22 protein-coding genes are annotated in these 22,589 nt (G+C 64.3%); 12 read left to right on the plus strand and 10 right to left on the minus strand.

What is annotated here, in order from left to right; all coding sequences use genetic code 11:
- Positions 1-45: 45 nt before the first annotated feature.
- Positions 46-1,257, minus strand: a complete 1,212-nt coding sequence (locus ACMX2H_RS12620; RefSeq protein WP_414960831.1) for a DNA recombination protein RmuC — start codon at positions 1,255-1,257, stop codon at positions 46-48.
- Between the two features lie 78 nt (positions 1,258-1,335).
- On the opposite strand from ACMX2H_RS12620, the gene ychF reads away from it, so the two are divergent.
- Together ychF and ACMX2H_RS12630 are read left to right on the plus strand one after the other, a co-directional pair.
- A complete protein-coding gene (ychF, locus tag ACMX2H_RS12625) occupies positions 1,336-2,421 on the plus strand; it encodes a redox-regulated ATPase YchF (protein WP_414960832.1) in 1,086 nt (361 codons plus the stop codon).
- Positions 2,414-2,806, plus strand: coding sequence for a zinc ribbon domain-containing protein YjdM (locus ACMX2H_RS12630; RefSeq protein WP_414960833.1), 393 nt, complete (start codon positions 2,414-2,416; stop codon positions 2,804-2,806). Before ychF ends, ACMX2H_RS12630 begins: the two co-directional genes overlap by 8 nt.
- A 503-nt stretch (positions 2,807-3,309) precedes the next feature.
- On the opposite strand, the gene ACMX2H_RS12635 is transcribed toward ACMX2H_RS12630, so the two are convergent.
- From ACMX2H_RS12635 to ACMX2H_RS12650, 4 genes are all read right to left on the minus strand, one after another.
- Positions 3,310-4,158 (minus strand): 3-hydroxyacyl-CoA dehydrogenase, encoded by an 849-nt coding sequence (locus ACMX2H_RS12635; protein WP_414960834.1) that lies wholly within the window; start codon positions 4,156-4,158, stop codon positions 3,310-3,312.
- A 104-nt stretch (positions 4,159-4,262) separates the two neighbouring features.
- Entirely contained in the window at positions 4,263-5,846 is a 1,584-nt protein-coding gene (locus tag ACMX2H_RS12640) for a GMC family oxidoreductase (protein ID WP_414960835.1), read from the minus strand.
- Between the two features lie 122 nt (positions 5,847-5,968).
- Positions 5,969-7,507 carry a flavin-containing monooxygenase gene (locus tag ACMX2H_RS12645; RefSeq protein ID WP_414960836.1) on the minus strand — a complete coding sequence of 513 codons (1,539 nt, stop codon included), beginning with the start codon at positions 7,505-7,507 and terminating at the stop codon, positions 5,969-5,971.
- A gap of 31 nt (positions 7,508-7,538) precedes the next feature.
- Positions 7,539-8,390 carry an alpha/beta fold hydrolase gene (locus tag ACMX2H_RS12650; RefSeq protein WP_414960837.1) on the minus strand — a complete coding sequence of 284 codons (852 nt, stop codon included), beginning with the start codon at positions 8,388-8,390 and terminating at the stop codon, positions 7,539-7,541.
- A gap of 435 nt (positions 8,391-8,825) precedes the next feature.
- On the opposite strand from ACMX2H_RS12650, the gene ACMX2H_RS12655 reads away from it, so the two are divergent.
- The 9 genes from ACMX2H_RS12655 (at position 8,826) to ACMX2H_RS12695 (ending at position 18,011) form a co-directional block, all read left to right on the plus strand.
- On the plus strand, positions 8,826-9,302 hold the full coding sequence (locus tag ACMX2H_RS12655; RefSeq protein WP_414960838.1) for an FCD domain-containing protein: 477 nt from the start codon (positions 8,826-8,828) through the stop codon (positions 9,300-9,302).
- Between the two features lie 523 nt (positions 9,303-9,825).
- Complete coding sequence (locus tag ACMX2H_RS12660; protein ID WP_414960839.1) at positions 9,826-10,239, plus strand: VOC family protein; 414 nt, start codon at positions 9,826-9,828, stop codon at positions 10,237-10,239.
- A 438-nt stretch (positions 10,240-10,677) separates the two neighbouring features.
- Positions 10,678-11,034: a heavy-metal-associated domain-containing protein gene (locus tag ACMX2H_RS12665; protein ID WP_414960840.1), complete on the plus strand. Its 357-nt coding sequence runs from the start codon at positions 10,678-10,680 to the stop codon at positions 11,032-11,034.
- 69 nt (positions 11,035-11,103) lie between these two features.
- Positions 11,104-13,266: a heavy metal translocating P-type ATPase gene (locus tag ACMX2H_RS12670; protein WP_414960841.1), complete on the plus strand. Its 2,163-nt coding sequence runs from the start codon at positions 11,104-11,106 to the stop codon at positions 13,264-13,266.
- A 15-nt stretch (positions 13,267-13,281) separates the two neighbouring features.
- Positions 13,282-13,755 (plus strand): DUF6153 family protein, encoded by a 474-nt coding sequence (locus ACMX2H_RS12675; protein WP_414960842.1) that lies wholly within the window; start codon positions 13,282-13,284, stop codon positions 13,753-13,755.
- Positions 13,756-13,871: 116 nt separating this feature from the next.
- A complete protein-coding gene (locus ACMX2H_RS12680) occupies positions 13,872-14,516 on the plus strand; it encodes a DUF305 domain-containing protein (protein ID WP_414960843.1) in 645 nt (214 codons plus the stop codon).
- A gap of 95 nt (positions 14,517-14,611) precedes the next feature.
- A complete protein-coding gene (locus ACMX2H_RS12685) occupies positions 14,612-15,499 on the plus strand; it encodes a F510_1955 family glycosylhydrolase (protein ID WP_414960844.1) in 888 nt (295 codons plus the stop codon).
- A 333-nt stretch (positions 15,500-15,832) separates the two neighbouring features.
- Positions 15,833-15,955 (plus strand): phosphotransferase-like protein, encoded by a 123-nt coding sequence (locus ACMX2H_RS12690; RefSeq protein WP_414960845.1) that lies wholly within the window; start codon positions 15,833-15,835, stop codon positions 15,953-15,955.
- Between the two features lie 181 nt (positions 15,956-16,136).
- Complete coding sequence (locus ACMX2H_RS12695; RefSeq protein WP_414960846.1) at positions 16,137-18,011, plus strand: Na+/H+ antiporter; 1,875 nt, start codon at positions 16,137-16,139, stop codon at positions 18,009-18,011.
- Positions 18,012-18,117: 106 nt separating this feature from the next.
- Here ACMX2H_RS12695 and ACMX2H_RS12700 read toward each other — a convergent pair whose 3' ends face one another.
- From ACMX2H_RS12700 to ACMX2H_RS12715, 4 genes are all read right to left on the minus strand, one after another.
- Complete coding sequence (locus ACMX2H_RS12700; protein WP_414960847.1) at positions 18,118-18,885, minus strand: SCO1664 family protein; 768 nt, start codon at positions 18,883-18,885, stop codon at positions 18,118-18,120.
- Positions 18,885-19,433, minus strand: coding sequence for a DUF3090 domain-containing protein (locus ACMX2H_RS12705; protein WP_414960848.1), 549 nt, complete (start codon positions 19,431-19,433; stop codon positions 18,885-18,887). The genes ACMX2H_RS12700 and ACMX2H_RS12705 overlap by 1 nt, the downstream gene beginning before the upstream one ends.
- Before the next feature lie 24 nt (positions 19,434-19,457).
- A complete protein-coding gene (locus ACMX2H_RS12710) occupies positions 19,458-20,150 on the minus strand; it encodes an MSMEG_4193 family putative phosphomutase (protein WP_414960849.1) in 693 nt (230 codons plus the stop codon).
- 147 nt (positions 20,151-20,297) lie between these two features.
- Positions 20,298-20,930, minus strand: coding sequence for a LysE family translocator (locus tag ACMX2H_RS12715; RefSeq protein ID WP_414960850.1), 633 nt, complete (start codon positions 20,928-20,930; stop codon positions 20,298-20,300).
- 242 nt (positions 20,931-21,172) lie between these two features.
- Here ACMX2H_RS12715 and ACMX2H_RS12720 point away from each other — a divergent pair, with 242 nt between their 5' ends.
- Positions 21,173-21,445, plus strand: coding sequence for a hypothetical protein (locus ACMX2H_RS12720; protein WP_414960851.1), 273 nt, complete (start codon positions 21,173-21,175; stop codon positions 21,443-21,445).
- A gap of 82 nt (positions 21,446-21,527) precedes the next feature.
- On the opposite strand, the gene qcrA is transcribed toward ACMX2H_RS12720, so the two are convergent.
- Entirely contained in the window at positions 21,528-22,577 is a 1,050-nt protein-coding gene (gene qcrA, locus ACMX2H_RS12725; protein ID WP_414960852.1) for a cytochrome bc1 complex Rieske iron-sulfur subunit, read from the minus strand.
- Positions 22,578-22,589: the final 12 nt, after the last annotated feature.

The raw sequence follows: 22,589 nt of genomic DNA on the forward strand, positions 1-22,589 counted from the left end.
CAACCCGAGCGGCTCGATCAGTCTATGCGCGGCGCAGGAGGAGCCTCAGGCTGCCGGATCCCTGTTTTCGATCAGCTCCGGGGCCGACAGCAGCCGGGGCGTGTTCTCTAACGCTGCCGGTGCCGCGGGTTCCTCCAGCACCGTCGCGTCGAAGGCGTTGATCTTCCGCGCTGTCGGCAGCACCCTCGACTCCAAGGTCCCAACGAACGAATTGTACCGCTCGACCGAGCTTTTCAGCGATGAGCCCAGCCGTGTGACGTGCTCGCCCAGCGTTCCGAGCCGCTCATAGAGCTGCCGCGACAGGTCGAAGATCTCGCGTGCATTGTCCTTGAGGACCTCCTGCCGCCAAGTGAACGCCACCGACTTGAGCGTGGCCAGCAGCGAGACGGGGGAGACCAAGGCAACGCTGCGGGCGAAGGCATGGTCCAGCAGCCCGGGATCAGCATGCAGGGCGGCGGACAGCACCGCTTCCGAGGGCAGGAAACACAGCACCAATTCCGGCGAGGCCTGCAGATTCTCCCAATACTTCCGCCCCGCCAACGCATCCACGTGTCCGCGGACAGCCTTGGCATGGGCGGCCAGCAGGTCGGCCCGCTGCTGCTGTTCGGCAGCCGATGCTGCGGCCGGAATCTCCTGGGCCTGCAGGTAGGCGCGCAGCGGCACCTTGGCGTCCGCCACGATGGACTTCCCGCCGGGCAGCCGGATCAGCATGTCCGGGCGGCCGGTCCGGTCCGCACCGGCCAGGTGGACCTGCTCATCAAAATCCACATGGGGCAGCATGCCGGCTGCCTCCACGACCCGGCGCAACTGCACCTCGCCCCACTGGCCGCGCGCTGAATTGGACTGCAACGCGGAGGCGAGAGTCTGGGTGGAACGCATCAGCGCCTCGTCACTGCGCTGGGCAGCGCGCAGCTGCTCGGCCAACTGGCCGAACTGCTCCACCCGGTCCCGTTCCAGCAGGCTGACCTGCTGCTGGACCAGCTTGAGCTTCTCGCCAACTGGGATCAGGGCGCGCAGCACCGTGTTCTCCTGCTCGTCCTGCGCGGAGAGCTGACGGTTCTGCTCGGACAGCATGCGGCGCTCCGCCTCCACCCCGGCGAGGCGGGCCGAGAGCTCCGCCAGCCGGTCGCCGTCGTGCTTGGCAGCGTCCTGTAGATCCGCCAGGCGGCGGCGGAAAAGGACAGCCACGGCCACGGCCCCGGCCGCGGCGCCAATGAACAAGGCCAGAAGTGCGAGAAGTACATGCGATGCATCCATGCCTTCACGATGCCAGCTGCCTCGGACAAAACAGGGAACGCCGGTGGTTGTGTCCCGGCCACGGTATCCTTGACTACCGTGGCTCTAACTATTGGCATCGTCGGACTGCCCAACGTCGGCAAATCAACCCTCTTCAACGCGCTGACCCGCAACAGCGTGCTCGCGGCAAACTATCCGTTCGCCACCATCGAGCCGAACGTCGGCGTGGTTTCCTTGCCGGACCCCCGGCTGGACCAGCTGGCCGGGATCTTCGGGTCGCAGCGGATCCTGCCGGCAACCGTGTCCTTCGTGGACATCGCCGGCATCGTCAAGGGCGCCTCCGAAGGTGAAGGGCTGGGCAACCAGTTCCTGGCCAACATCCGCGAAGCACAGGCCATTGCCCAGGTCATCCGCGTCTTCGACGACCCCGACGTGGTGCACGTGGACGGCAAGGTGGACCCGCGCTCGGACATGGAGACCATCAACACCGAGCTGATCCTGGCCGACCTGCAGACCCTGGAGAAGGCCATTCCGCGGGTTGAGAAGGAAGTCAAGATCAAGAAGCGCGACGCCGCCGAGCTGGCCGCCATGCAGGCGGCGCAGAAGGTGCTGGAGCGCGGCGACACCGTCTTCGCCTCGGTGGAGAGCGACAAGCTGGACGTGGAGAACCTCAAGGAACTGAGCCTGCTCACCGCCAAGCCGTTCATCTACGTGTTCAACGTGGACGACGCCGTGCTCGCCAGCCCGGAGCGCCAGGCCGAACTGCGCGCGCTCGTGGAGCCGGCCGACTGTGTCTTCCTGGACGCCAAGCTGGAGGCGGACCTCGTGGAGCTGGACGAGGAAGAAGCCCGCGAAATGCTGGAGATGAACGGCCAGGACGAATCCGGGCTGGACCAGCTAGCACGGGTTGGCTTCCACACCCTGGGCCTGCAGACCTACTTGACCGCGGGGCCGAAGGAAGCCCGCGCCTGGACCATCAACCGGGGCGATACTGCGCCGCAGGCCGCCGGCGTCATCCACTCGGACTTCCAGCGCGGTTTTATTAAGGCCGAAGTGGTTTCATTCGCCGACCTGGTTGACGCAGGGTCCATGGCCGAAGCCAAGTCCCGCGGCAAGGTGCGGATTGAAGGCAAGGAATACGTGATGGCCGACGGCGACGTGGTCGAATTCCGCTTCAATGTCTGACGCTTTGCCGGCCTGCCCGGAGTGCCATGAGGCGTACACCTACGAGCAGGGTGCCTTGCTTGTGTGCCCGATGTGCGGGCACGAATGGCCAAAAGACTCGGCCGAGACCACTGTCGAGACCACTGTCGAGACCACGCCCGAGGCCGCGCACGAAACCGCTCTGATCAAGGATGCCGTTGGCAATGTGCTCGCCGACGGTGACACAGTCACGATCGTCAAGGACCTCAAGGTCAAGGGTGCCGGTGGCGGTGTGATGAAGGTCGGCACGAAGGTGCGTGGAATCCGACTCATTGAGGACGGCGTGGGGGATCACGACATCGATGCGACCGTTCCCGGCTTTGGGCGGATGCAACTGAAGTCCAGCGTGGTGAAGAAGGTCCTCTAACCGGCGGCAATTCCCAATGCATAAGGGTTTCATCGTCGACGAGCCTGTCCACACCTGGAAGCCCACGTTTGCCATTGCACAGGGCGAGTCAAATATTCTGGTCTTTGCGTGAAACAGCATCTTTCAGAGGACCGTTGCGACCGAGGACGGGTGGGACGTAATGGTCGAGCTCTACGGCTCGACATCTGATTGGCCTTCTCATCCCCGTCGGATTCTGCCGCAGCCAGGCCTTGATGCGAAAACTCTGGGTTCGCGTTTCTGGTTGAGACGTTTGGCAAGCAGCAAGCCCCGGAGTCGACTTGCGTTCCGAGGCGTGGGGGAGCCAGGGACATCTTTCTTCGACGGCTCCGGGCCGCGCTAACGGGAAGACCTCATCTGACGCCCTCACCCCCATAAGGTAAGGGATGCTCTCGACGGCGAGGGCGCTGGTGAGGCGGCGGGCGCCGCGCCTGGGGGTCCCGGCCATTAGGGTGGCGCTTGTCATCCCGTCTTTCATCAAGCGGTCAGCCGTAGTCGTAGAATCCTTTGCCAACGGAGCGGCCCAGCCTGCCCTGGTCGATGAAATCCCGTTTAAGGATGTCCGCGAACCGTTTCAGTTCCGGGTCTTGGCTGCGGCTGTTGAACTGGTACGGGGTTTCCATGCCGATGATGTCGTAGATTTCGAACGGGCCGAGGGGCGCTCCGGTCGATTGGCGCCAGGTGAGGTCGATGGTTGCTGTGTCGGCGACGTCCCGGACGTAGAGTTTGGCGGCCTCGGCGAGCATTGGAATGAGCAGTGAGTTCACGATGTAGCCTGGCTGCTCTTTTTTGAGTCGGATGGCCACCATGCCGATCTCTTCGGCGAACGCGGCAACAGCTTCGAGGCATTGCGGGTCGGTGCCAGGGTGTCCCATGACCTCCGCCGTGTTCTGGCGCCAGACTTCGTTGGCGAAGTGCAGGGCCAGAAACTTCTCCGGGCGGTCGGTGGCGTCGGCGATGCTGCCGGGCAGCAGGGTGGACGAGTTCGTGGCGAACACGGTCTTGGGCGGGGCCAGCGTTCCGACCTTCGCCCATATTGCGCGCTTGATCTCCAGGACCTCAGGCACCGCTTCGACGACGAGGTCGGCCTCCTTCAGCGCCACGGCCAGATCGCTGGTAAGGCGGATACGCCGGACTGCGGCGCTCAGTTTCTCTGGCGTGGCGTCGGGCAGGTCACGCAGGTACAGCGGTTTGAGATAGTCCCAGCGGCTGGCGAGTTTCGAGAGGATCTGGTCGTTGAGGTCATAGGCTAGGACGCTCTTACCGTGATAAGCCGCTTGGAAAGCGATTTGGGAACCGAGTACGCCGGTGCCCAGCACGGTGATGTTCTGCATGGTGACTCCTGACGGTTGTTGGAGGCGTGAATCAAACTTTTTGTGAAGGACGGACAGTGGCGCGGCTCTTTCTGCCCTCGCCACTGTCCGTCCCCGGGTTCGCCTTAGAAGGGCGTGTTTCCGGTGATCGATGCAGCGGCCTTCACTCCGATCAACACGGCCGGGGCGTTGGTGTTGCCGGAGGTCACCTGCGGCATGATTGAGGCGTCAGCTACGCGGATACCCTGAAGGCCGTGCACGCGGAAGGATTCGGGATCCACGACGGCATTCTCCCCGACCCCCATAGCGCACGTGCCTACCTGGTGGTGGTAGGTGGTGGTCGTGTTCCGGATGTACTCGACCAGTTCGTCGTCGGAGTCCCCCACCTGGGGCCCGGGAAAGATTTCCGAGGCGCCCCACTCGGCCAGCGCGGGCTGCCGGGCGATCGACCGGCACTGGCGCAGGGAGAACAGCATTGCCTCAAGGTCCGCCTGTTCGGTGTAGGCGCCGAGGTCAATTCTCACCGGGTCGTCGGCACCCGGCCCCGACAGGGTCAGAGAACCGCGCGAGGCCGGCCGCACCATGCCCGCGAGCAGGGAGAACCCCTCGTCCGGCCCCTCCATGAGTTGCCCTGCGGTGTTCGTATACATCGGTACGGAAAAGAAGATCGGCTGGGTATCCGGAACCGCCTGGTCCGGACTGGACTTGGCCCAGTAGTGCACCTGCGCGGCGGCCACCTCCGGCGCCGGCATCGGCTTCTCGGTAGTGCAAACCACGGGCACCAGAAGGTGGTCGTGCAGGTTCCTCCCGACACCTGGTAGGTCCAAGGCCAGATCCACGCCCACCTCGCGAAGGTGGTCGGCCGGTCCGACGCCCGAGCGCAGCAGCAGCTCGGCCGAGCCGATGGCCCCGGCGGTGAGGATGACCTCCTGCGCAGAGTAGGTCACTGTCCGGTCGTCACAGATCAACTCGACACCGGTGACCGTGCCGTCGTCGATGACGAGCCGGTGCGCGCGGGCGCCGGTCACGAGCCTGAGCCGCGGGTGGTCAGCGACCGGCTTGAGGTACGCGCGCCAAGTGTTGAACCGGACGTTGTCCCGCAGGTTCAACTGCATCCAGCCCACGCCCTCCACCGAGCCGGAGTTGTAGTCAGGATTCTCCGCAATGCCTTCCTGGACGGTTGCGTCATACATGGCTTGCTGGACAGGGTGGCGCGGGTATTCAGTAGTGACGTCTAAGAGACCGTCAAAGCCGCGGGTCTTCGCATCACCGTCGGGGTAGGCCTCGATGGCCTTGAAGTAGGGCAGGACCTCGTCCCAGGACCAGCCCGTGCAGCCGCTCTTCGCCCAGGAGTCGAAGTCCCTCCGGTCGCCGCGGACCCAGATGGTCGCGTTCAGGGCGTGCGAGCCGCCGAGCACTTTGCCGCGGGGGATGTGCACGCGGCGCCCGTTCAGCTCGGTCTGGGGTTCGGTGTAGTAGTTCCAGTCCACAGCGGAGCCCCACAGGAACCCCAGCCGGGAGACGTCGTCGATGTCCGGGTTGATGTCGTGGTCGCCGGCCTCCACGAGGGTGACTGAGTGCCCGGCGTCGAGCAGCCGGCGGGTGAGCACGCAGCCGGCCGATCCGGCGCCGATCACCAGGAAATCGGTGGGGCTCTCCGCGGCCTCACCGGGGATGGTGCGGGCTGCCGTGGAATGTTCCTTTTGCATATGTTCCTCCAACGTGGTTTCTGACGTGCCTAGCGTCTGGGTTAGTGCGGAAGGTTCCTGGCGCGGTAGCTGTCCAGGCAATGGCATCGCGGTCGAGCCCTTGTGAGGGCGAGGTGGCGTCCCTATGAAGTGCTGGTGATCAGCTCTTCCTGGAACCGCACCATGTAGGCATCGGGCTGGAAGCGCTCCATGGTCTCGCGAAAGGCGTACGAGAAGTCTGGCCAGACGAGGGTAAGGCGGCCGTTGCGCGGGTCCAGGTACCAACTGCTGCAGCCGCCGTCCAACCAAACGGTGCCCCGCCCCAGTTCGTGCAGTTCTCGGCCGAACTCCTCCTCGGCGGCTTTCTGCACCTCGAGCCGGCTGACGTCCCGGTCCTGGCACCAGTCCAGTGCCTCCATGACGTGATCCAGTTGCGCCTCGACGGTGTAGAACACAGAGGTGTGCCCGGTGGCCGCTGCTGGAGCCGAGAGAATGAACATGTTCGGGTATCCATTGACCGTCATGGTCTGGAAAGCCTGCAGCCCGTCGGCCCACTTGTCTTCCAGGGACGTCCCGTTTAGCCCGTGGATCAGACGGGCATAAGGCGGGTTGTAAGCGTCGAACCCGGTCGCCAGAATCAGGACGTCTAGGTCGTAGGCCGCCCCGGAAGCCGCTGACACGGCGTTGCCTTCGACGCCGACCACAGCGGAGTCCTCGAGGAGGACATGGTCCTGGTTCAAGGTTGCGAAGTAGTCGTCGGAGAAAAGAACGCGCTTGCAGCCGATGGCGTAGTCCGGGGTGAGCTTTTCCCGCAGTTCGGGGTCGGCAATCTGGGATTCGCGGAACTGTGTGGCGGCGGCGGTGGCGCGTTCCATTGCTGGGGCCACGCCACGTTTCTCGGCATAGGTGTTTTCCGCCTGCCAATAGATCGCTTGGCGGTGTTCCTGCAATGCGTCCGGGTCCCGCGCGAACAGGCCCTTCTCGGCATCGGTGTAGGGGCGGTTCATGCGTGGCAGCACGTAGGCTGCGCTGCGTTGGAAGACCACGAGCTCCGAGGCGACCTTTGCCATCTCCGGGATAATCTGGATTGCCGAGGCGCCAGTGCCGACAACTCCGATTCTTTTGCCCTGCAGTGGGACATCGTGGCGCCAAGCCGCTGAATGGAACATCTCGCCCTGGAAGTCTTCGATGCCGGGCACGTTCGGGGTCTTGCCGTTCACGAGTAGGCCCATGGCCGGTACGAAGAAGCGGGAGCGGTACACTCCTTGGGATGTTCGGATGATCCAGCGCTGCTGGTCCTCGCTCCAGCTGGCGTCCTCCAGAGCGGTGTTGAAGCGGCAATGGGGAAGGACTCCTTCCTCCTGCGCGGTCTGGCGCATGTACTCATAGATTTCGCCGCCGGGCGCCCGCACCATGGACCAGTGCGGGTTAGGGCGGAAGGAATAGGAGTATAGGTGGGAGGGGACGTCGCAATGTATGCCTGGATAGGTGTTGTCCCGCCAAGTTCCTCCAACGTCGTGGCCTCTGTCGATCATGAGGAAAGAGTGCTTTCCCGACCGGGCCAGATGCACAGCCAGGCCCAGACCGGCGAGGCCGGCGCCGGATATCAAGACATCGACGTCTTCCATGACCTCGGTGTCGAGGCGGTGAGCAGGGGCGGGGTTCTGTGTTGTCTGGTGCATCAGGGCTTCCTTCGGATCGTGTATTGGCTGGTCATGCCACAAGGTTGGGAATGGTGACCCCTGCCGGATGGCGGGTCGGGTCGGAGTGGAAATGATCGAGGCTGCGCACCAGCTCGGCGGTGCGCTCATAGATCACTGCATGCCCTGCGGTGATCTCTTGGAAACGGGCATCGTGGATTCCGCCGAAGAGCAGCTTGGTCTGGCGGAGAGGCACGAGCTGGTCGTGCGTGCACCCGATGACGAGCGTGCGCGCCTGTATCCGGGCCAGCTCGTCGGTGATGTCGATGCGATCGTTGAGGTCCATCTGGCGAGCGACCACATCCGTCATGGTCAGCGTCTGGATGATCTGATCCGCCATCCCGGGCGGCATGCTGTCCTGCGAAGGACCTCCGAAGAAGTGGTTGAACATGTAGGTGGACAGCGCAGGCGACCCGCTGGACCAAAGATCGGCCCACACCCGGTTGAACAGGCGCTGTTGCTGACCGGTAGCGGCCCAGCCCGCGATGAGAACGAGCTGATCCACAGCCTCCGGCCGCCTGGCCGCGACGGCGGCAGCCACTACAGCTCCGAGGGAGTACCCGACCAATGTGGTCGGGCCTGACGGGACTACCTCATCCAAGAGGGTCTCCACCTGAAGGACAAGATCAGCGAGTTCTAGCGCAGCCCCATCAGATGTGGAGGAATCCATGTCCAGTCCGTACACCTTGGCCTTGGGGGCCAGCAATGACGCGATCTCACCGAAGTGCTCCGGGAAAGTTCCCGAGGTCCCGTGGACGAATACAAGCTGGCCGGCGCCCGCTTGTTCCTTGCCTCCCTCGTAGTAGGTCACTTTCCGGCCAGAGACTTCCAAATGGCCTGCTGGGTCAATGCGGAAGGGCTTCAAGGGCATCTCCTAGTTAGAGGGGTGGGACGGGCCAACGGCTTTGCGTCTCCCGAGGCTGACGTACTACAAGGGGAAGGCTAGTATGTGATCTAAGCCATAAAGAACATGATGAATGGACAATAACGAATGCTCTATTGGGTGTCAATAGACTTGTCTTAGGTTCACGAGAGGAAACAGGAGGGATTGCGCATGCTGACAGTCGGTCGGGCAGACGAGGTCGCCCACCAATTGGCCGAGCTTGCGGCTCAGGCACCTCCGGGTGCCCTGCTGGGAACCAAGGACCAGTTGCGACAGTCTCTTGGCGTCTCTCACAGCACCCTGAACGAAGGGATCCGCCTGGCTGTCGACAGAGGTTCTGTCACTGTGCGCAGGGGAACCTCCGGTGGGGTGTTCGCAACGCGGCCCTCTGCAGCCGCCAAGCTGGGACGGGATCTGTTGACGATCGACATCTCCGACCCCTCCACCGCCGAGCTGTTCAGGATGAGGAACTCGCTAGAGGTCCTCGTGGGGCTCGAAGCCTTGGAGAACTGCACCCTGCACGATCTCGTCCCTTTGAAGCAGTCGCTGACACGATTGGACGAGAGGATTGGGGCCGTTGACCCCGCCGGATTCCTCGCTGAGTGCAACGCTTTCCAGAGGTACGTCGCCTCGCTGGTCTCCAATGACCTCTTAAAGGCCATTTACTCGACCCTGATTGACGAACTGGACAAGCGCGTGATTCCCATTACGGCAGACGAGCGCCCCATGACCAGGGAGGCGATGGCAAACCGAAAGGAATACTTCCAACGCGTCTACCTGGCGCTTCGCGACAGGAACGCAGCAGAGCTCTATCGAATCGGCTACGAGTCAGCCATTGGGTGGAACCCGTGGCAGGAGTTCCTGGAGTCTATGCATCTGATTGCCGAGAGTTGACCCCAGCGAACACCAGGGCGAAACTCCGCGCTCGGGGCTATCCACGCAAGTGCATCATCTCTCGCTCGTTTTTGTCGCGGTGGGGGACACGCTACAGAGAAAGCCTCTCCATATGTCACCAAGAAGGCAAAGTTCCAAGCCAAGCCTGACAGTCAATGGAAGACCATTAAGACTGTAGATCTGAAGGGCGGCAAGGCGGGCCTCGGTCGAGGATGGGCAGGCTGCCACGAAGCAGTCGCGGATTACCTTCGGCAAGGTGCTGCGGGCAACCTGGTGTGAGGGAAGTCCACCGGTTACTTCCGACGCCTGAGCCTGAGCCTGATCCACAATCCGCAGGGCGAGGTGCGGGCGGGTGTGGGTTTCATGACGGCTTGGGGCATCGCGTTCCCTGGCGAGCCTGAGAGACCGTCGGAAAACCGGGGTGGCATCAGACTTGCTGGCGCGGTAACGCCTTCGGCTGGAAGACTGGTCAGGCCGTCAGGGCACACGTAGTCAGAACACCAGTAGGAGGGAGTGGATTTTCATGCAGGTCATGCAGATCGGTGCGGCATACGCGGCCACGGACCCGACCGCTGCCGGCGCTTGGTTCTCTCAGCACCTCGGCTTTCAGGTGCTGATGGACCTCGGTTGGTATGTGAGTACGAAGCACCCGGACCACGGAGAGTTGCGCGTGGACTTCGTCCAGTCGGACCACGGCACGTGGACCGAACCTGCCGAACGAGTTTCTGGGGCGATGATCGCTCTGCTGGTGGCGGACGTCGATAGCCAGCACGAACGGATTGTGGACGGCGGCGTTTCGGTGCTGAAGCCGCTGGTGACAGAACCATGGGGGCAGCGCCGATTCCAAGTCGCCGGGCCTGGAGGGCTCGTAGTGGAATTTGTGCAGCCCGTCGAGCCGGATCCAACGTGGATGCGGGCCCAAGGCCTCACGGCCTGAGGCGCGCTGGAGCCCGGCCCCAGTCGTTCCGCGATTGGTCTACGAGTGAGGCTATTCGGCGACGGAACGTGGTGGAGTTCAGATTCAATGTCTAGTCCCTGACCTCTGGGGCTGCGATGGGCCGGTAAGAACATGTGTTCTTGCCGGCCCATCGTGTCCCATTCACGTGTTTCTTGCGACCGCGGGCGCCGGCCACCACTTGAAGCAGTAGCCTCAACGCCCTCGGGACAGGGCGGTCTCTGCTCCGTCCGTTGACATATACCCCCCATGGGTATATCTCTTGAATACCGGAAATCGCCGTCACGCACCCTTTAGGTGCTCAACGCAATGAAGGTCCTCACCCGCGCTGACAGGGCGGTTGCGACCTCCTCTGGGCCTCCGGCTCAGGCATGACGCATCTCGCCCCCGCAGTTTGACTACGAGCGTGAGGAGATCGCCATGTGCGGAGCAGGGAACCGCGAACTTCCCCTGATAGATGTGTCCTCGCCCAGCTGCGCCTGCTGCGCGCCCGTTGACGCCGAAAAAGCCGAGGAGCCGACATCCGTTGCCGCGCTAAAGGGGGCGTCCGCCGGCGTCCCGTTCCATGCCGAATACCGAGTGGCTGGAATGACCTGCGGGCATTGCTCGTCCACTGTCGCCGGCGCGCTGATTGGTCTTGACGGCGTCACGGATGTGCAGGTGGTGCTCGTCCCTGGTGGCGTTTCCTCCGTCAGCATCACGGCCGCCCAGCCTGTAGCCGAGGCGGAAGTGCGTGAAGCAGTAGTCGAAGCTGGCTACCAGCTAGCCACTTCGTAAAAGAACACCGCGCCTTTGACATGACAGCGCCGCAGATTTCTCGACAACTTTCATCAAGATCGGAGAGTCATGAGCTCCCAGAGTTCGCCCGAACGGAATCATCACCACGGGCATGAGCAGGCCCAGGTGGCAGTGGACGAAGAACACGCAGTCCATACCCATGGGCAGCACGCAGGACACAGCACCGCCATGTTCAAAAACAAGTTCTGGCTATCGCTGGCTCTCTCAATCCCGGTCGTGCTCTTCAGCCCCATGTTCGCCATGCTCTTGGGTTACGACATTCCCGAGTTCCCCGGCGCAGAGTGGATTCCACCGGTGCTGGGCACCGTCATCTTCTTCTACGGAGGCTTGCCGTTCCTGAAGGGAGGGCTGTCGGAGCTGAAGGCCCGCCAGCCGGGCATGATGCTGCTGATCGCCATGGCCATCACCGTGGCCTTCGCCGCCTCCTGGATCACGACCCTGGGCATCGGCGGGTTCGACCTGGACTTCTGGTGGGAATTGGCGCTGCTGATCGTGATCATGCTGCTGGGTCACTGGATGGAGATGCGGGCCTTGGGTTCGGCCCAGGGCGCCCTCGACGCTCTGGCGGCCCTGCTGCCGGACCAAGCCGACTTGGTGAACGACGACGGCAGCGTCACCACGGTGCCGATCGGCACCCTTACTGCCGGCAACATCGTCCTGGTGCGCTCGGGCGCTCGGGTTCCCGCAGACGGCCGCATCATCGACGGCGAGGCCGAGTTCGACGAATCCATGATCACCGGTGAATCCAAGGCCGTGGGCCGCGGTTCCGGAGACACCGTGGTCGCCGGAACCGTCGCCACCGACAATGCCGTGCGGGTAGAAATCACCGCTGTAGGATCTGATACCGCGCTGGCGGGCATCCAGCGCCTCGTCGCCGAGGCCCAAGCCTCGTCCTCCCGCGCCCAGGCCCTCGCAGACCGCGCGGCCGCCCTGCTGTTCTACTTCGCTCTCGGCGCCGGCATCATCACCTTCGCAGCCTGGCTCGCCTTGGGCAGCCCGGACGAGGCCGTGGTCCGCACGGTCACTGTGCTGGTGATCGCCTGCCCGCACGCATTGGGACTGGCCATCCCGCTGGTTATCGCGATCTCCACTGAACGCGCGGCTCGCTCCGGCGTGCTGATCAAAAACCGGATGGCGCTTGAACGCATGCGCACCGTCGACGTCGTGCTGTTCGACAAGACCGGCACCCTGACCGAAGGACGGCACGCCGTCACCGGTACCGCAGCGGTCGAGGGCGTCAGCGAGGCCGAACTGCTGGCCGCCGCGGCCGCGGTCGAGTCCGACAGCGAGCACCCGGTGGCCCGGGCGATCGTCGCGGCGGCCGCCGCCGACCCGCAGGCTTCCGCAATGCGGCTGCCCGGCCGCGACTTCAGTTCCATGACCGGCCGCGGCGTACGCGCCGTCGTGGACGGCGCCGACATGGCAGTGGGCGGACCGAACATGCTGCGCGAGCTCGGCCTGGTACAACCTCAGGAGCTGGCCGCCCGGACCGCCGCGTGGATGGAGCGGGGCGCGGGTGTATTGCATGTGGTCCGCGACGGGCACATCATCGGCGCGGTCGCCTTGGAAGACAAGGTCCGCGACGAGTCACGGGCCGCCGTGGCAGCGTTGCAAGAGCGCGGGGTGAAGGTCGCCATGATCACCGGCGACGCCCGGCAGGTGGCCGATGCTGTCGGCCGGGACCTGGGCATCGACGAGGTCTTCGCCGAAGTGCTGCCACAGGACAAGGATAAAAAAGTGACAGAACTGCAGGAGCGCGGTCTGCAGGTCGCGATGGTTGGCGACGGTGTCAACGACTCCCCGGCCCTGGCCCGTGCCGAGGTCGGAATTGCCATCGGCGCCGGCACCGATGTGGCGATGGAGTCTGCCGGGGTCGTGCTGGCTGGCAACGACCCGCGGGCCGTGCTGTCGATGATCGACCTGTCCCGGGCCAGTTACCGCAAGATGATCCAGAACCTGCTCTGGGCCACCGGCTACAACATCGTCGCCGTCCCGCTCGCCGCCGGCGTGCTCGCCTTTGCAGGTGTAGCGATCTCCCCGGCGGTCGCCGCGATCCTGATGTCTATTTCCACCATCGTGGTTGCCCTCAACGCCCAGCTGCTGCGCCGGATCGATCTGGACCCGGAACGAATCCAGCCGGTCGAAGCCGGACCCGCCGCGCGGGATACGGCCGCGGTCCCGAGTGGATTCCGCTCCGCCGGAGAGCAGTAGCTAGGCTTGGTGCAAATGATTGTCAGGAACAAGGCGTCAGGAACAGTGGCCGGGAACACTCCCCGGAACACCGTCTCCTCGCCTGCCCGTACGATCGGCCTGCTGCTCGGGCTTCTAGCGATCATCGTCGGTATCCTCGGCATGCACACCTGGACCGGGAACCATAACCCGGACTGGCAAGGGACACAGCATGTCGCCGCAATCGGGGAGGGCGCCGTCCACATCCCGCCGATGGCCGGATCGGCGCTATTGGTCCAGGACAGCGGCGGAACCGCGGCGGCCCTCTGTGCCAACTGCGGGGAAACCGACATGGCCGCTGGCATGTGCATCCTGGCCCTGTTCCTGACCGGAATGGCGGCCCTGCTGGGCCTGAAATCCGGCCTGGTTGTGTCTGCCGCCGGACTCCGCGGACCGCCCCGCATCCTTCCCCGCACCGCGCCGCATCTGCGGCCGCCTTCACTGGTTCAGCTCTCCATCAGCCGCACATAAACCGGCCGGTACCGCCGCTATGCGGAAAAACCGGTCCGTTACACCCTGCTTGGGCTCTTGCGCAGCGTGGGGCGATGGACGACACCTCAGAAGAACCACAGATTGAAGGAACCACAATGAAACGTCAACTGACTGTCTCGGCAGCCGCCCTCGCCACCGTCCTGGCCCTGGCCGGATGCGCAACGGGCGAAAGCGGCACCCAGTCGCCGGAACAGACCCCGGCGGCCACCTCCGCAACGTCCGCTGCCGAGGTCAGCGCCGAACACAATGACGCGGATACGATGTTTGCCCAGATGATGATCCCGCACCACCAGCAGGCCGTGCAGATGAGCGAGATCATGCTCTCGAAGGAGAATCTTGACCCGCAGATTACCGGCCTGGCTACGAAGATCAAGGAAGCCCAGGGACCGGAAATCGAGCGGATGACCGGAATGCTCGAGGCTTGGGGCCAACCGAGCATGATGCCCTCGCAAAGCGCCGGTATGGACGGTCACGAGCTGCCTGGCATGGCTTCCGAGGAAGCTGGCATGGAAGGCATGATGTCCGACGAGGATCTGGCACAGCTTGAGTCTGCCCAGAGCACCGAAGCCGCAAAGCTGTTCCTGACCCAAATGATCGCCCACCACGAAGGCGCCGTAAAGATGGCCGAGCAGGAAGTGGAGCAAGGCTCCAACCCGCAGGCCGTGAAACTCGCCCGGACCATCGTCACGGACCAGGAAGGCGAAATCAAGGAGGTGCAGGACCTGCTCAAGGCCCTCTAACCCCTCCCCGCAGCACCAAGCGGCAGCGGCGGCCACCCGGCCGCCGCTGCCGCCTCGCCACCCTCAACTCTTTTCCTGACCGGAGTAATACACCCATGCCCCGAATGATCTCGACCCGCGCCGCCCAGGCGCTCACCGGCGTCGCTGCCCTCGCGCTGCTTGCAACCGCCTGCACCTCACCCGGTGGCGCAGCCCAGAACTCCACGCCCCCGGCCAATCGCAATCCGTTCGGCCATGTCCACGGCATGGCCGCAGACCCGGACACCGGACAGGTCCTGCTCGCCACCCACTATGGGCTGTTCGATGTCAGCACAGAGCCGGCCGAAAAGCTCAGTCCCACCATCGATCTCATGGGCTTCGCCGCCACGGCCGACGCCGGCCACTTCTACGCCTCCGGCCACCCCGGCGAAGGGTCGGACCTGCCGAACCCTGTCGGTCTCATCCATTCCAACGACGGCGGGAAGACCTGGACACCGCTTTCCAGACCGGGCGAATCCGACTTCCACGCGCTGGCCACCACACGAGACGGCATCATCGGCTTCGACGGCCAATTGCGGATCAGCGCCGATGGCCAGGAATGGAGTACCGTCCAGACCTCCCTCGAACCGGTGGCGTTGGCCGGCTCGCCCGAAAGCGACATCGTCCTGGCGACCACAGAAGACGGCGTCCAACGGTCCACCGACGGCGGCAACACCTGGTTACTGCCGGACGGTGCACCACTGCTGATGTTCACCGCCTTCGCCGATCCTCGCACAGCAGTTGGCGTTGCACCCGACAGCACCGTACACGTCAGCCGGGACGCCGGAAATAGCTGGGAACAGACTGGCAAGGTTTCCGCGCCGGCCGCCGCAATCACTGCCGCAGTCGACGACGCAGGGGAGCTGCGCATCTGGGTCACCACGGATAACGGCGTCGAGCACTCCGCTGACGGCGGGGCCGCATTTGACACCGCGATCCGCACAACCGGCAGTGTCGAGCGCTGAAGGGCGATGCTATTGGAAGGTACGTTGACCACCAAGTCGACGGTTGACGGCATAGAAGCCGGAGAGCTTTGGACTCTCCGGCTTCTCCATTCGCAGCGAGGGCTTGTATGAGATGGTCCAAGAGCCGAGCATACTGGGCAGAATCGGCATCGCAGTATGACTCAGGGATACTCGACTCGATATGGTCGCGGGCTAGAGATCGCAGGCTGGCGTACCTCCTTGTTCGTCAAGACCTTATTCGGCTACGGAAGGCGCTAGGATCACGTGTTCTTAGCGGTGGGGAACTGCCTTATTGGACTGGCCCCTAGCTGAACCTTTGGTTAGGCTCGCGGAATGTCTTCCAATGTAAGTCCCCGCATAGTGGTGTTGAACGGGGGCTCGAGTTCCGGGAAGTCATCCATCACTCGAGCTCTCCAGGAAATGCTCCCGGAGCCGCGCTTCGGGTTCTACGAATAGAGGAGACGCCTGGGCGAAGGCCGGCCCCGCGCGGCTCTCGACTGGCAGGAAGGCGTCGACCATTCCTGCGCTGTCGAGGGCTCAAGCCCTCCGACGACGACGGCGGAGCGTCGCCGTCGCACCCGCCCGCGGAATTTCTACGCACCCACCGTTGACCGGAGCATTCTGCCAGAATAGGTGCATGGACGTCGCCGTCGGTCTGCTGGCGCTGGTGGCGGTGATTTGTGCGGTCAGCGCGCTCGGCCGCCGGTTGAAGGTCTCCGTCCCGCTGCTGCTGGTGCTGGTCGGCGTTTTGGGATCTTATCTGCCCTTCATCCCATCGGTGGCCCTGATCCCGGACATCGTCCTGATCGGGATCCTGCCGCCGCTGCTCTATGCGGCAGCGCTGCGCACCTCAGTGGTGGAGTTCCAGGCCAACAAGCGGTCGATCGGAATGCTCTCGGTCGGTTATGTGATCTTCGGTACCGTCACGGTCGGACTGGTGGTCTGGTGGTTACTGCCCGACGTCCCGCTGCCGGCCGCGTTTGCCCTCGGCGCGGTGGTCGCACCACCCGACGCCGTGGCCGCTACGTCCATCGCCCGGCGGGTGGGCATGCCGCGGCGGATCGTGAACATCCTTGAGGGCGAGTCGCTAGTCAACGATGCAACAGCTCTGGTCCTACTCCGGGCCTCGATCGCAGCAATAGCCGGCAGTTTCACCCTGCTGGAGATCGGACTGGAGTTCCTGCTCGCTGTGGCCGGCGGAGCAGCGGCCGGAGCGGCTGCTGCCTGGCTGCTGCTGCAGATCCGTAGGAGGGTTCGCAATGTAGCCATCAATACCTCAATGTCGCTGGCCGCTCCCTTCGTGGCGTTCATCCCGGCCGAGAAAATCCATGCCTCCGGCGTCCTGGCGGTCGTCGTCGCCGGACTGATCATCGGCACCCGAAGTCCGGCGATGCCCGGCGGTGCATCCCGGTTGAGCCAGCGCAGCAACTGGGCCACAGTACAGTTCCTGCTGGAAAATTCCGTCTTCCTGCTGATCGGGTTGCAGGTGCGGTCGATCATCGATGCCGCGAACGCTGACCCGCTCGGCCTCGGACGCGTCTGGTGGACCTGCGCGGTGGTGCTGTTGGCGGTACTGGTCCTGCGCCCGGTCTGGGTATTTGCCACCATGTACCTCCCGCGCCTGGTCCCGCGGATCAGGCGATCGGACCCGGCGTCGGGCTGGCAGGTACCCGCCGTTGTCTCGTGGGCCGGGATGCGTGGTGTGGTGACCCTGGCCGCGGCCTTGGTCCTGCCACAGGACATACCCCACCGCCAGGTCCTCGTCCTCGCCGCATTGTCGGTAGTGGGCGGAACCTTGGTGCTGCAGGGATTCAGCCTGCCCTGGCTGGTGCGCAGGCTGGGACTGCATGGTCCGGATCCTGCGCAAGACGCGCTGACCCAGGCCTCGATGCTCCAGCAGACCGTGGCAGCCGGATTGGAAAGGCTGCGCACAGCCGCTGTGCCTGAGGACCCGCCGGAAGTCCTGGATATGCTGCAGCGGCGGACCGAGGAGCGCGGCTTGGCAGCCTGGGAGCGGCTGGGCCGGCCGGAAACCGAAATCCGCACCCCCAGCCACCGCTATGCGCAGCTGCGGGTAGCCATGCTGGACGCCGAACGGGCCAAAGTCCTGGAACTTCGCGGGACGGGTGCCTACCCTTCCGAGGTGGTGGATGAGGTGCTGGAGCGGTTGGACATTGAAGAATCGATGCTCGACGCCGCCATGGACGACTGCGGGACCCGTCACGGGGCGTTCTTGGCCGTACCCCAGGAGGTGGCGGCCGGCTGCGGGCACATGGGCCGGGCACCGGACCGGCCGGTTCCGGTCGACCCTCAGTGCCTCGACTGCCACGCCGAAGGAACCACTCCGGTCCACCTGCGCTTGTGCCTGGAATGCGGCAACGTCGGGTGCTGCGATTCGTCCCCCGGCCTGCATGCGGCCCGCCACCACAGCACCACGGGACACCCGGTCATGCGCAGCGTCGAACCGGGTGAGTCGTGGCGCTGGTGCTATGTCGACGAAGTCCTGGGCTGAGGCGTACCGCCGGGCGTTTGCCTAGTAGTAGTTGGTCGTCCACTACTGTGCCCGCTCGCCGATTCGGCCAACAGTCGGTTGCCGAGTCGAAACGATGCCGGTCGAATCAGAACAGTGGCCAGGGCACCGCAGACATCTCACCGCTCGGCGGCGGAAAGCGCCCGGCCAGGCGAAGCCGGTCACAGCGAGCGGCGATCGATGCGATCTCTTCGGCACTGAGCAAGTCCGCCAGGTTTTTGCCCAGCTCGCCGTGCAGTCCTTCGCTGACTCGGTCTATGCCGTCACGTTCCTCAGCGGTGAGAGCGTCTCCCAGCCATCCCCACAGGACCGTGCGCAGCTTGTGGTCACGGTGAAAGGTCAGCCCATGGTCCACGCCGTGCCGGTGTCCGTCCGTCATGGCAAGAATGTGGTCGCCCTTGCGGTCGGCGTTGTTGACGACGACGTCGAACACCGCCATGCGTCTGAGCGCCGGCGAGTCTTCGTGAACGAGGGCGACCATGCGTCCGTTCTCATCTCGACCCTTGAGAACGTGTTTCCAGCCCGTCTCCGGAACCTGGTCGGCCGCGACCAGGTCCACGGCGCGTTGGGCGGGGTCTTGCTCCTGCCAGAGCTGCACCATGCCTTCGCCCAGCGGACCATCGCGCAGCCAGGTCTGCGGTACGACGTCCCAGCCGAAGGCCTGCGAGACCAGGTAGGCCGCCACCTCCCGGTGGGCCAGGGTGCCATGGGGAAAATCCCACAACGGACTTTCCCCTGCTATCGGCTTATAAACGACCACCACGTCGCCGATACTGCCCAGAAATGTTGCGTTTGAAGCCGTCGTGATGCGGCCAGTGAGCGTCAGCTCGGCGGTCACCAGGTCCAGCGCCGGCATCAGGCCTCGGGAAGGGTGCAGATGTGCCCGTCGGCGTCTATGGGGTCACCGCAAAGCGGGCACGTTGGGCGTCCGGCGTCCACGACCTCACGGGTGCGCTTCGCGAAAGCGCGGGCGGTGCCGACCGGCATTCGCACCACCAGCATCTCGGCCGCGTCAGCCCCGTCCTCGTCAAGCGCCTCGTCGTCGGCATCGACATCGGGGATGGCGTAGGCCTCGATCACGAGCTGCGCCGTCGTCGGGTCCCAACCTAAGGTCATGGAACCGGTGCGAAACTGCTCCTGAACAGTCTCGAGTTGGTCGTTGTCGACAAGTTCAATCGGAGTGCTCGTAGGGACGCTGAAGGGGTTACCCTCGACGGCGATGAGCTGGTCGAGAATTTCGTCGATCTTTTCCGCGAGCAGAGCCGACTGCTGCTTCTCCAGGGCAATGCTCACGATCTGCGTCCCTGCCCGCACCTGCAGATAGAACGTCCGCGCCCCCGGAAGGCCAATGGTGCCAACGACGACGCGATCAGGCCAGGCGAACTCGTGAACACGTGTAGGCATGTCAGTATTTTAGGCCCATGAGGTTCAGGGCGCTTGCTTCCCTGTACCTCCGCCCACCGGCGCATCGGCAGAGCGGATGCCCTTTGACAGCCATGACAGATCACCGGCGTCGGTATTGGTGGCGTAGACGCTTGGCCGACTAACGCCGTAGCTCACGATCGACACGGACCCTGGGCCCACGTTGATGCGCTGGAACAGGTCAAGGTGCATGCCAAGCGCGTCGGCAAGGATTGACTTGATGACGTCGCCGTGACTCACCGCTACCCACACGGCCCCTGGCCCGTGCGCCGACTCGAAGGCTGCATCGTGGCGTCGAATCGCTGCCACCGACCGGGCCTGCATCGCGGCCAGCGATTCGCCGCCGGGAAAGACGGCGGCGGACGGTTGCGACTGCACAACCGGCCACAAATCCTCGGTCTCGAGATCACTGATCGTGCGGCCCTGCCACTCGCCGTAATCGCACTCGGTGAGATCTGGATCGATCGGCGCGTCCGGCGCGCCAGCCTGGCGATCGAGGATGAACTGGGCGGTCTGCCGACAACGCTCCAGAGGGCTCGACACCACCCCGACGACGGGCACGGCCGCGAGCCGGTCTCCGGTCAGGGCCGCCTGGTCGCGCCCGATCTGGTCCAGCGAGACGCCCGCGGCCCGACCTGCGAGCTGTCCAGCGGCGTTGGCTGTGGTGCGGCCGTGCCGCACAAGAATGACTGTCGCCATCCACCCAGCCTAACGACTTGCTCGACGGCGGCGTGAAGCGCGCAGCGTCGGGCGTCGAACAGACAGATAGACCAAAGGGGGGACCCTTCAAGCAGGCCGCCGCATTCAAGGCCGCCCAGTTTCACTTCTGCCGTTGAAACCCGGCCTTCAGCTCTTGGAGCCGGTCAGTGCGAGCGTGCCGCCAAGGCCGATCATCATCGCGCCGCCGGCCCCTGAAAGGGTGGAGAGCCTGCGTGGGGATTTGGCGAACCACGCCCGGGCGGTGCCGGCGGCCAGAGCCCATGCGCTGTCGCAGACCAGCGCGATGGCCTGGAAAGTCAGCCCGAGGAGAAGTAACTGCGCCCACACTGCGCCCGCGGCGGGGTCGACGAATTGCGGCAGCACGGCGAGGAAGAAGGCGAGGGTCTTGGGATTGGTGAAACCCACGATGAAGCCTTGGCGCAGCAGCTTCCAGGAGGATGACGGGTGGCGGCGTGTTCCGGTTGTGTGGGCCCGGCGGTGTCGAATGGCCTGGATACCGAGCCATACGAGGTAAATGCCACCGGCGATTTTGAGGGCGGTGAACGCGAGGACGGAGGTCGCCACGATCGCGCCTACGCCGAAGGCGACAGCAAAGATGGCGGGGATGATCCCGAGTGAGTTGCCAGCGACGCTGAGGATGCCCGCCCTGCGGCCGAAGGCGATGGACCGTCCGATGGTGAAGAGCACGCTGGGACCGGGAATCACGATGATGACCGCCGCCGTGACGGCGAAGGCGACGAAATTCTCCAAGGGAGGCATGACTGAACCATACTCCCGGTTTGTTCCAGCCGCGCCCGGAATTTGAAAGGCCACATCAACCGGCCGCCCGCCGATGGTCGGCTGGTTCCGGCCGCCCGGACACTGCGCCCGATCTTGGCGGTTTTCCGGGTGTCTATCGAAGAGGAGCAGGCTGTGGTACTTTCTGCATGGGTTAGGAGTTCCTCACGCGATTGCCTCCCGATCCGGGCTCCTAATACCGCCTTTCGAAAGCAGAGGCGACGATGGCAACCCTATTGATCTTTCACGAGGTTGACGACGTTGATCACTGGCTCAGCTCGCCGCGGCGTCAAGAACTCTTCGGACCGTTGGGCATGACCGTTCGGACCTTTGTGGATCCGGACAAAACCAACCGCGTCGGTCTGATCGTCGAAGTCCAGGACCCGGACACGTTCCAGCGCATGATGGAGTCCGAAGCCGCTGCCGACGCCATGAAGTTCGACGGCGTACGCCCCGACACGATCCTGGTGCTGGTCGAACCCGAGCGCCCCCGCTGACGAGCCAGCCTGAACCGGCGGGACTTCAGCTGGACCGCAGGTCGGCAGCGTCCGGGAAGTTGTCGGCCGCGTCCGAGCAGATCTAGCCGCCGGATTCCAGCAGGGCACGTTCCCAGAAGCTCGGGCCGACAGGTTCATGGAAGTCGCTCCGGGCGACCAGATAGCCCTCGCTGTTCACGGTGATCGGCAGCTGCGGCAGCGGTCGGAATGCCGGGCCGAAGATGACCTCGCATTGATGGGTCACGTCGAAGGTGGACTGGTGGCAGGGGCAGAGCAGGTGGTGGGTGTGCTGCTCGTACAGGGCCACCGGGCAGCCGACGTGCGTACAGATTTTGGAATAGGCAACGATGCCGTTGTAGGCCCAGTCCTCCCGGCCTGGACTGGGATGCAGATCCGCCGGGTCCAGACGGACGAGCAGGACTACTGACTTGGCTTTTTCGACGAGCCTGCCAACGGAGAGTTCGTTCAGGCCTTCAGGGACGACATGGAAGATAGCGCCGAAAGTCACGTCCGAGGCTTTGATCGGTGTTCCTTCGGGGTCGCGTGCCAGACGCGTGCCCTCCTTCCACAGCGTCTGTCCCAGGACCTTCGGGTCGAGGTTCTTGGACAGGTCCCGGAAGATGCCGATGGCCGGCAGGATGGCCAGCGCCCCGGCGGCAATGAGGGTGTTGCGGATCAGCGGCCGGCGCTTGATGCCGGACTCGTCAAGGACTTGGCCCATGATCTGCTCCGCGTCCCGGCGGTCCTCTTCGGTGCGGACCTCGTGGCGTTCCTCGGCCACTTCATGGTCCGGCATCAGGGTCTTCGCCCAGTGCACGATGCCGACGCCGATGCCGAGCATCGCGAAGGCCGTGCCCATGCCCAGCAGCAGGTTTTGCAGTCGCAGCGTGGAAATCGCAGTCGGTAACGGGATGGCAAAATACCCGACGAAGAAAAGCAGGGTACCGATCATGGATATGGCAAAGAGAATTGCAACCTGCCGCTCGGCGCGCTTTGCGGCCCGGGAATCCTTATCGGCACGGCGCGGGCGGTGGGGAGGTAGTCCAGGATCCTGGAACTTTTCTACCTGACCCTGGCCGGCGGTAGCAGCGATGTCCGGAGCGTTCGGGTCGTCGTGACTCTGGTCAGCCATGATCCCTCCTAT

Source organism: Arthrobacter sulfonylureivorans (assembly GCF_047607445.1).
In the GTDB taxonomy this organism is placed as follows: domain Bacteria; phylum Actinomycetota; class Actinomycetes; order Actinomycetales; family Micrococcaceae; genus Crystallibacter; species Crystallibacter sulfonylureivorans_A.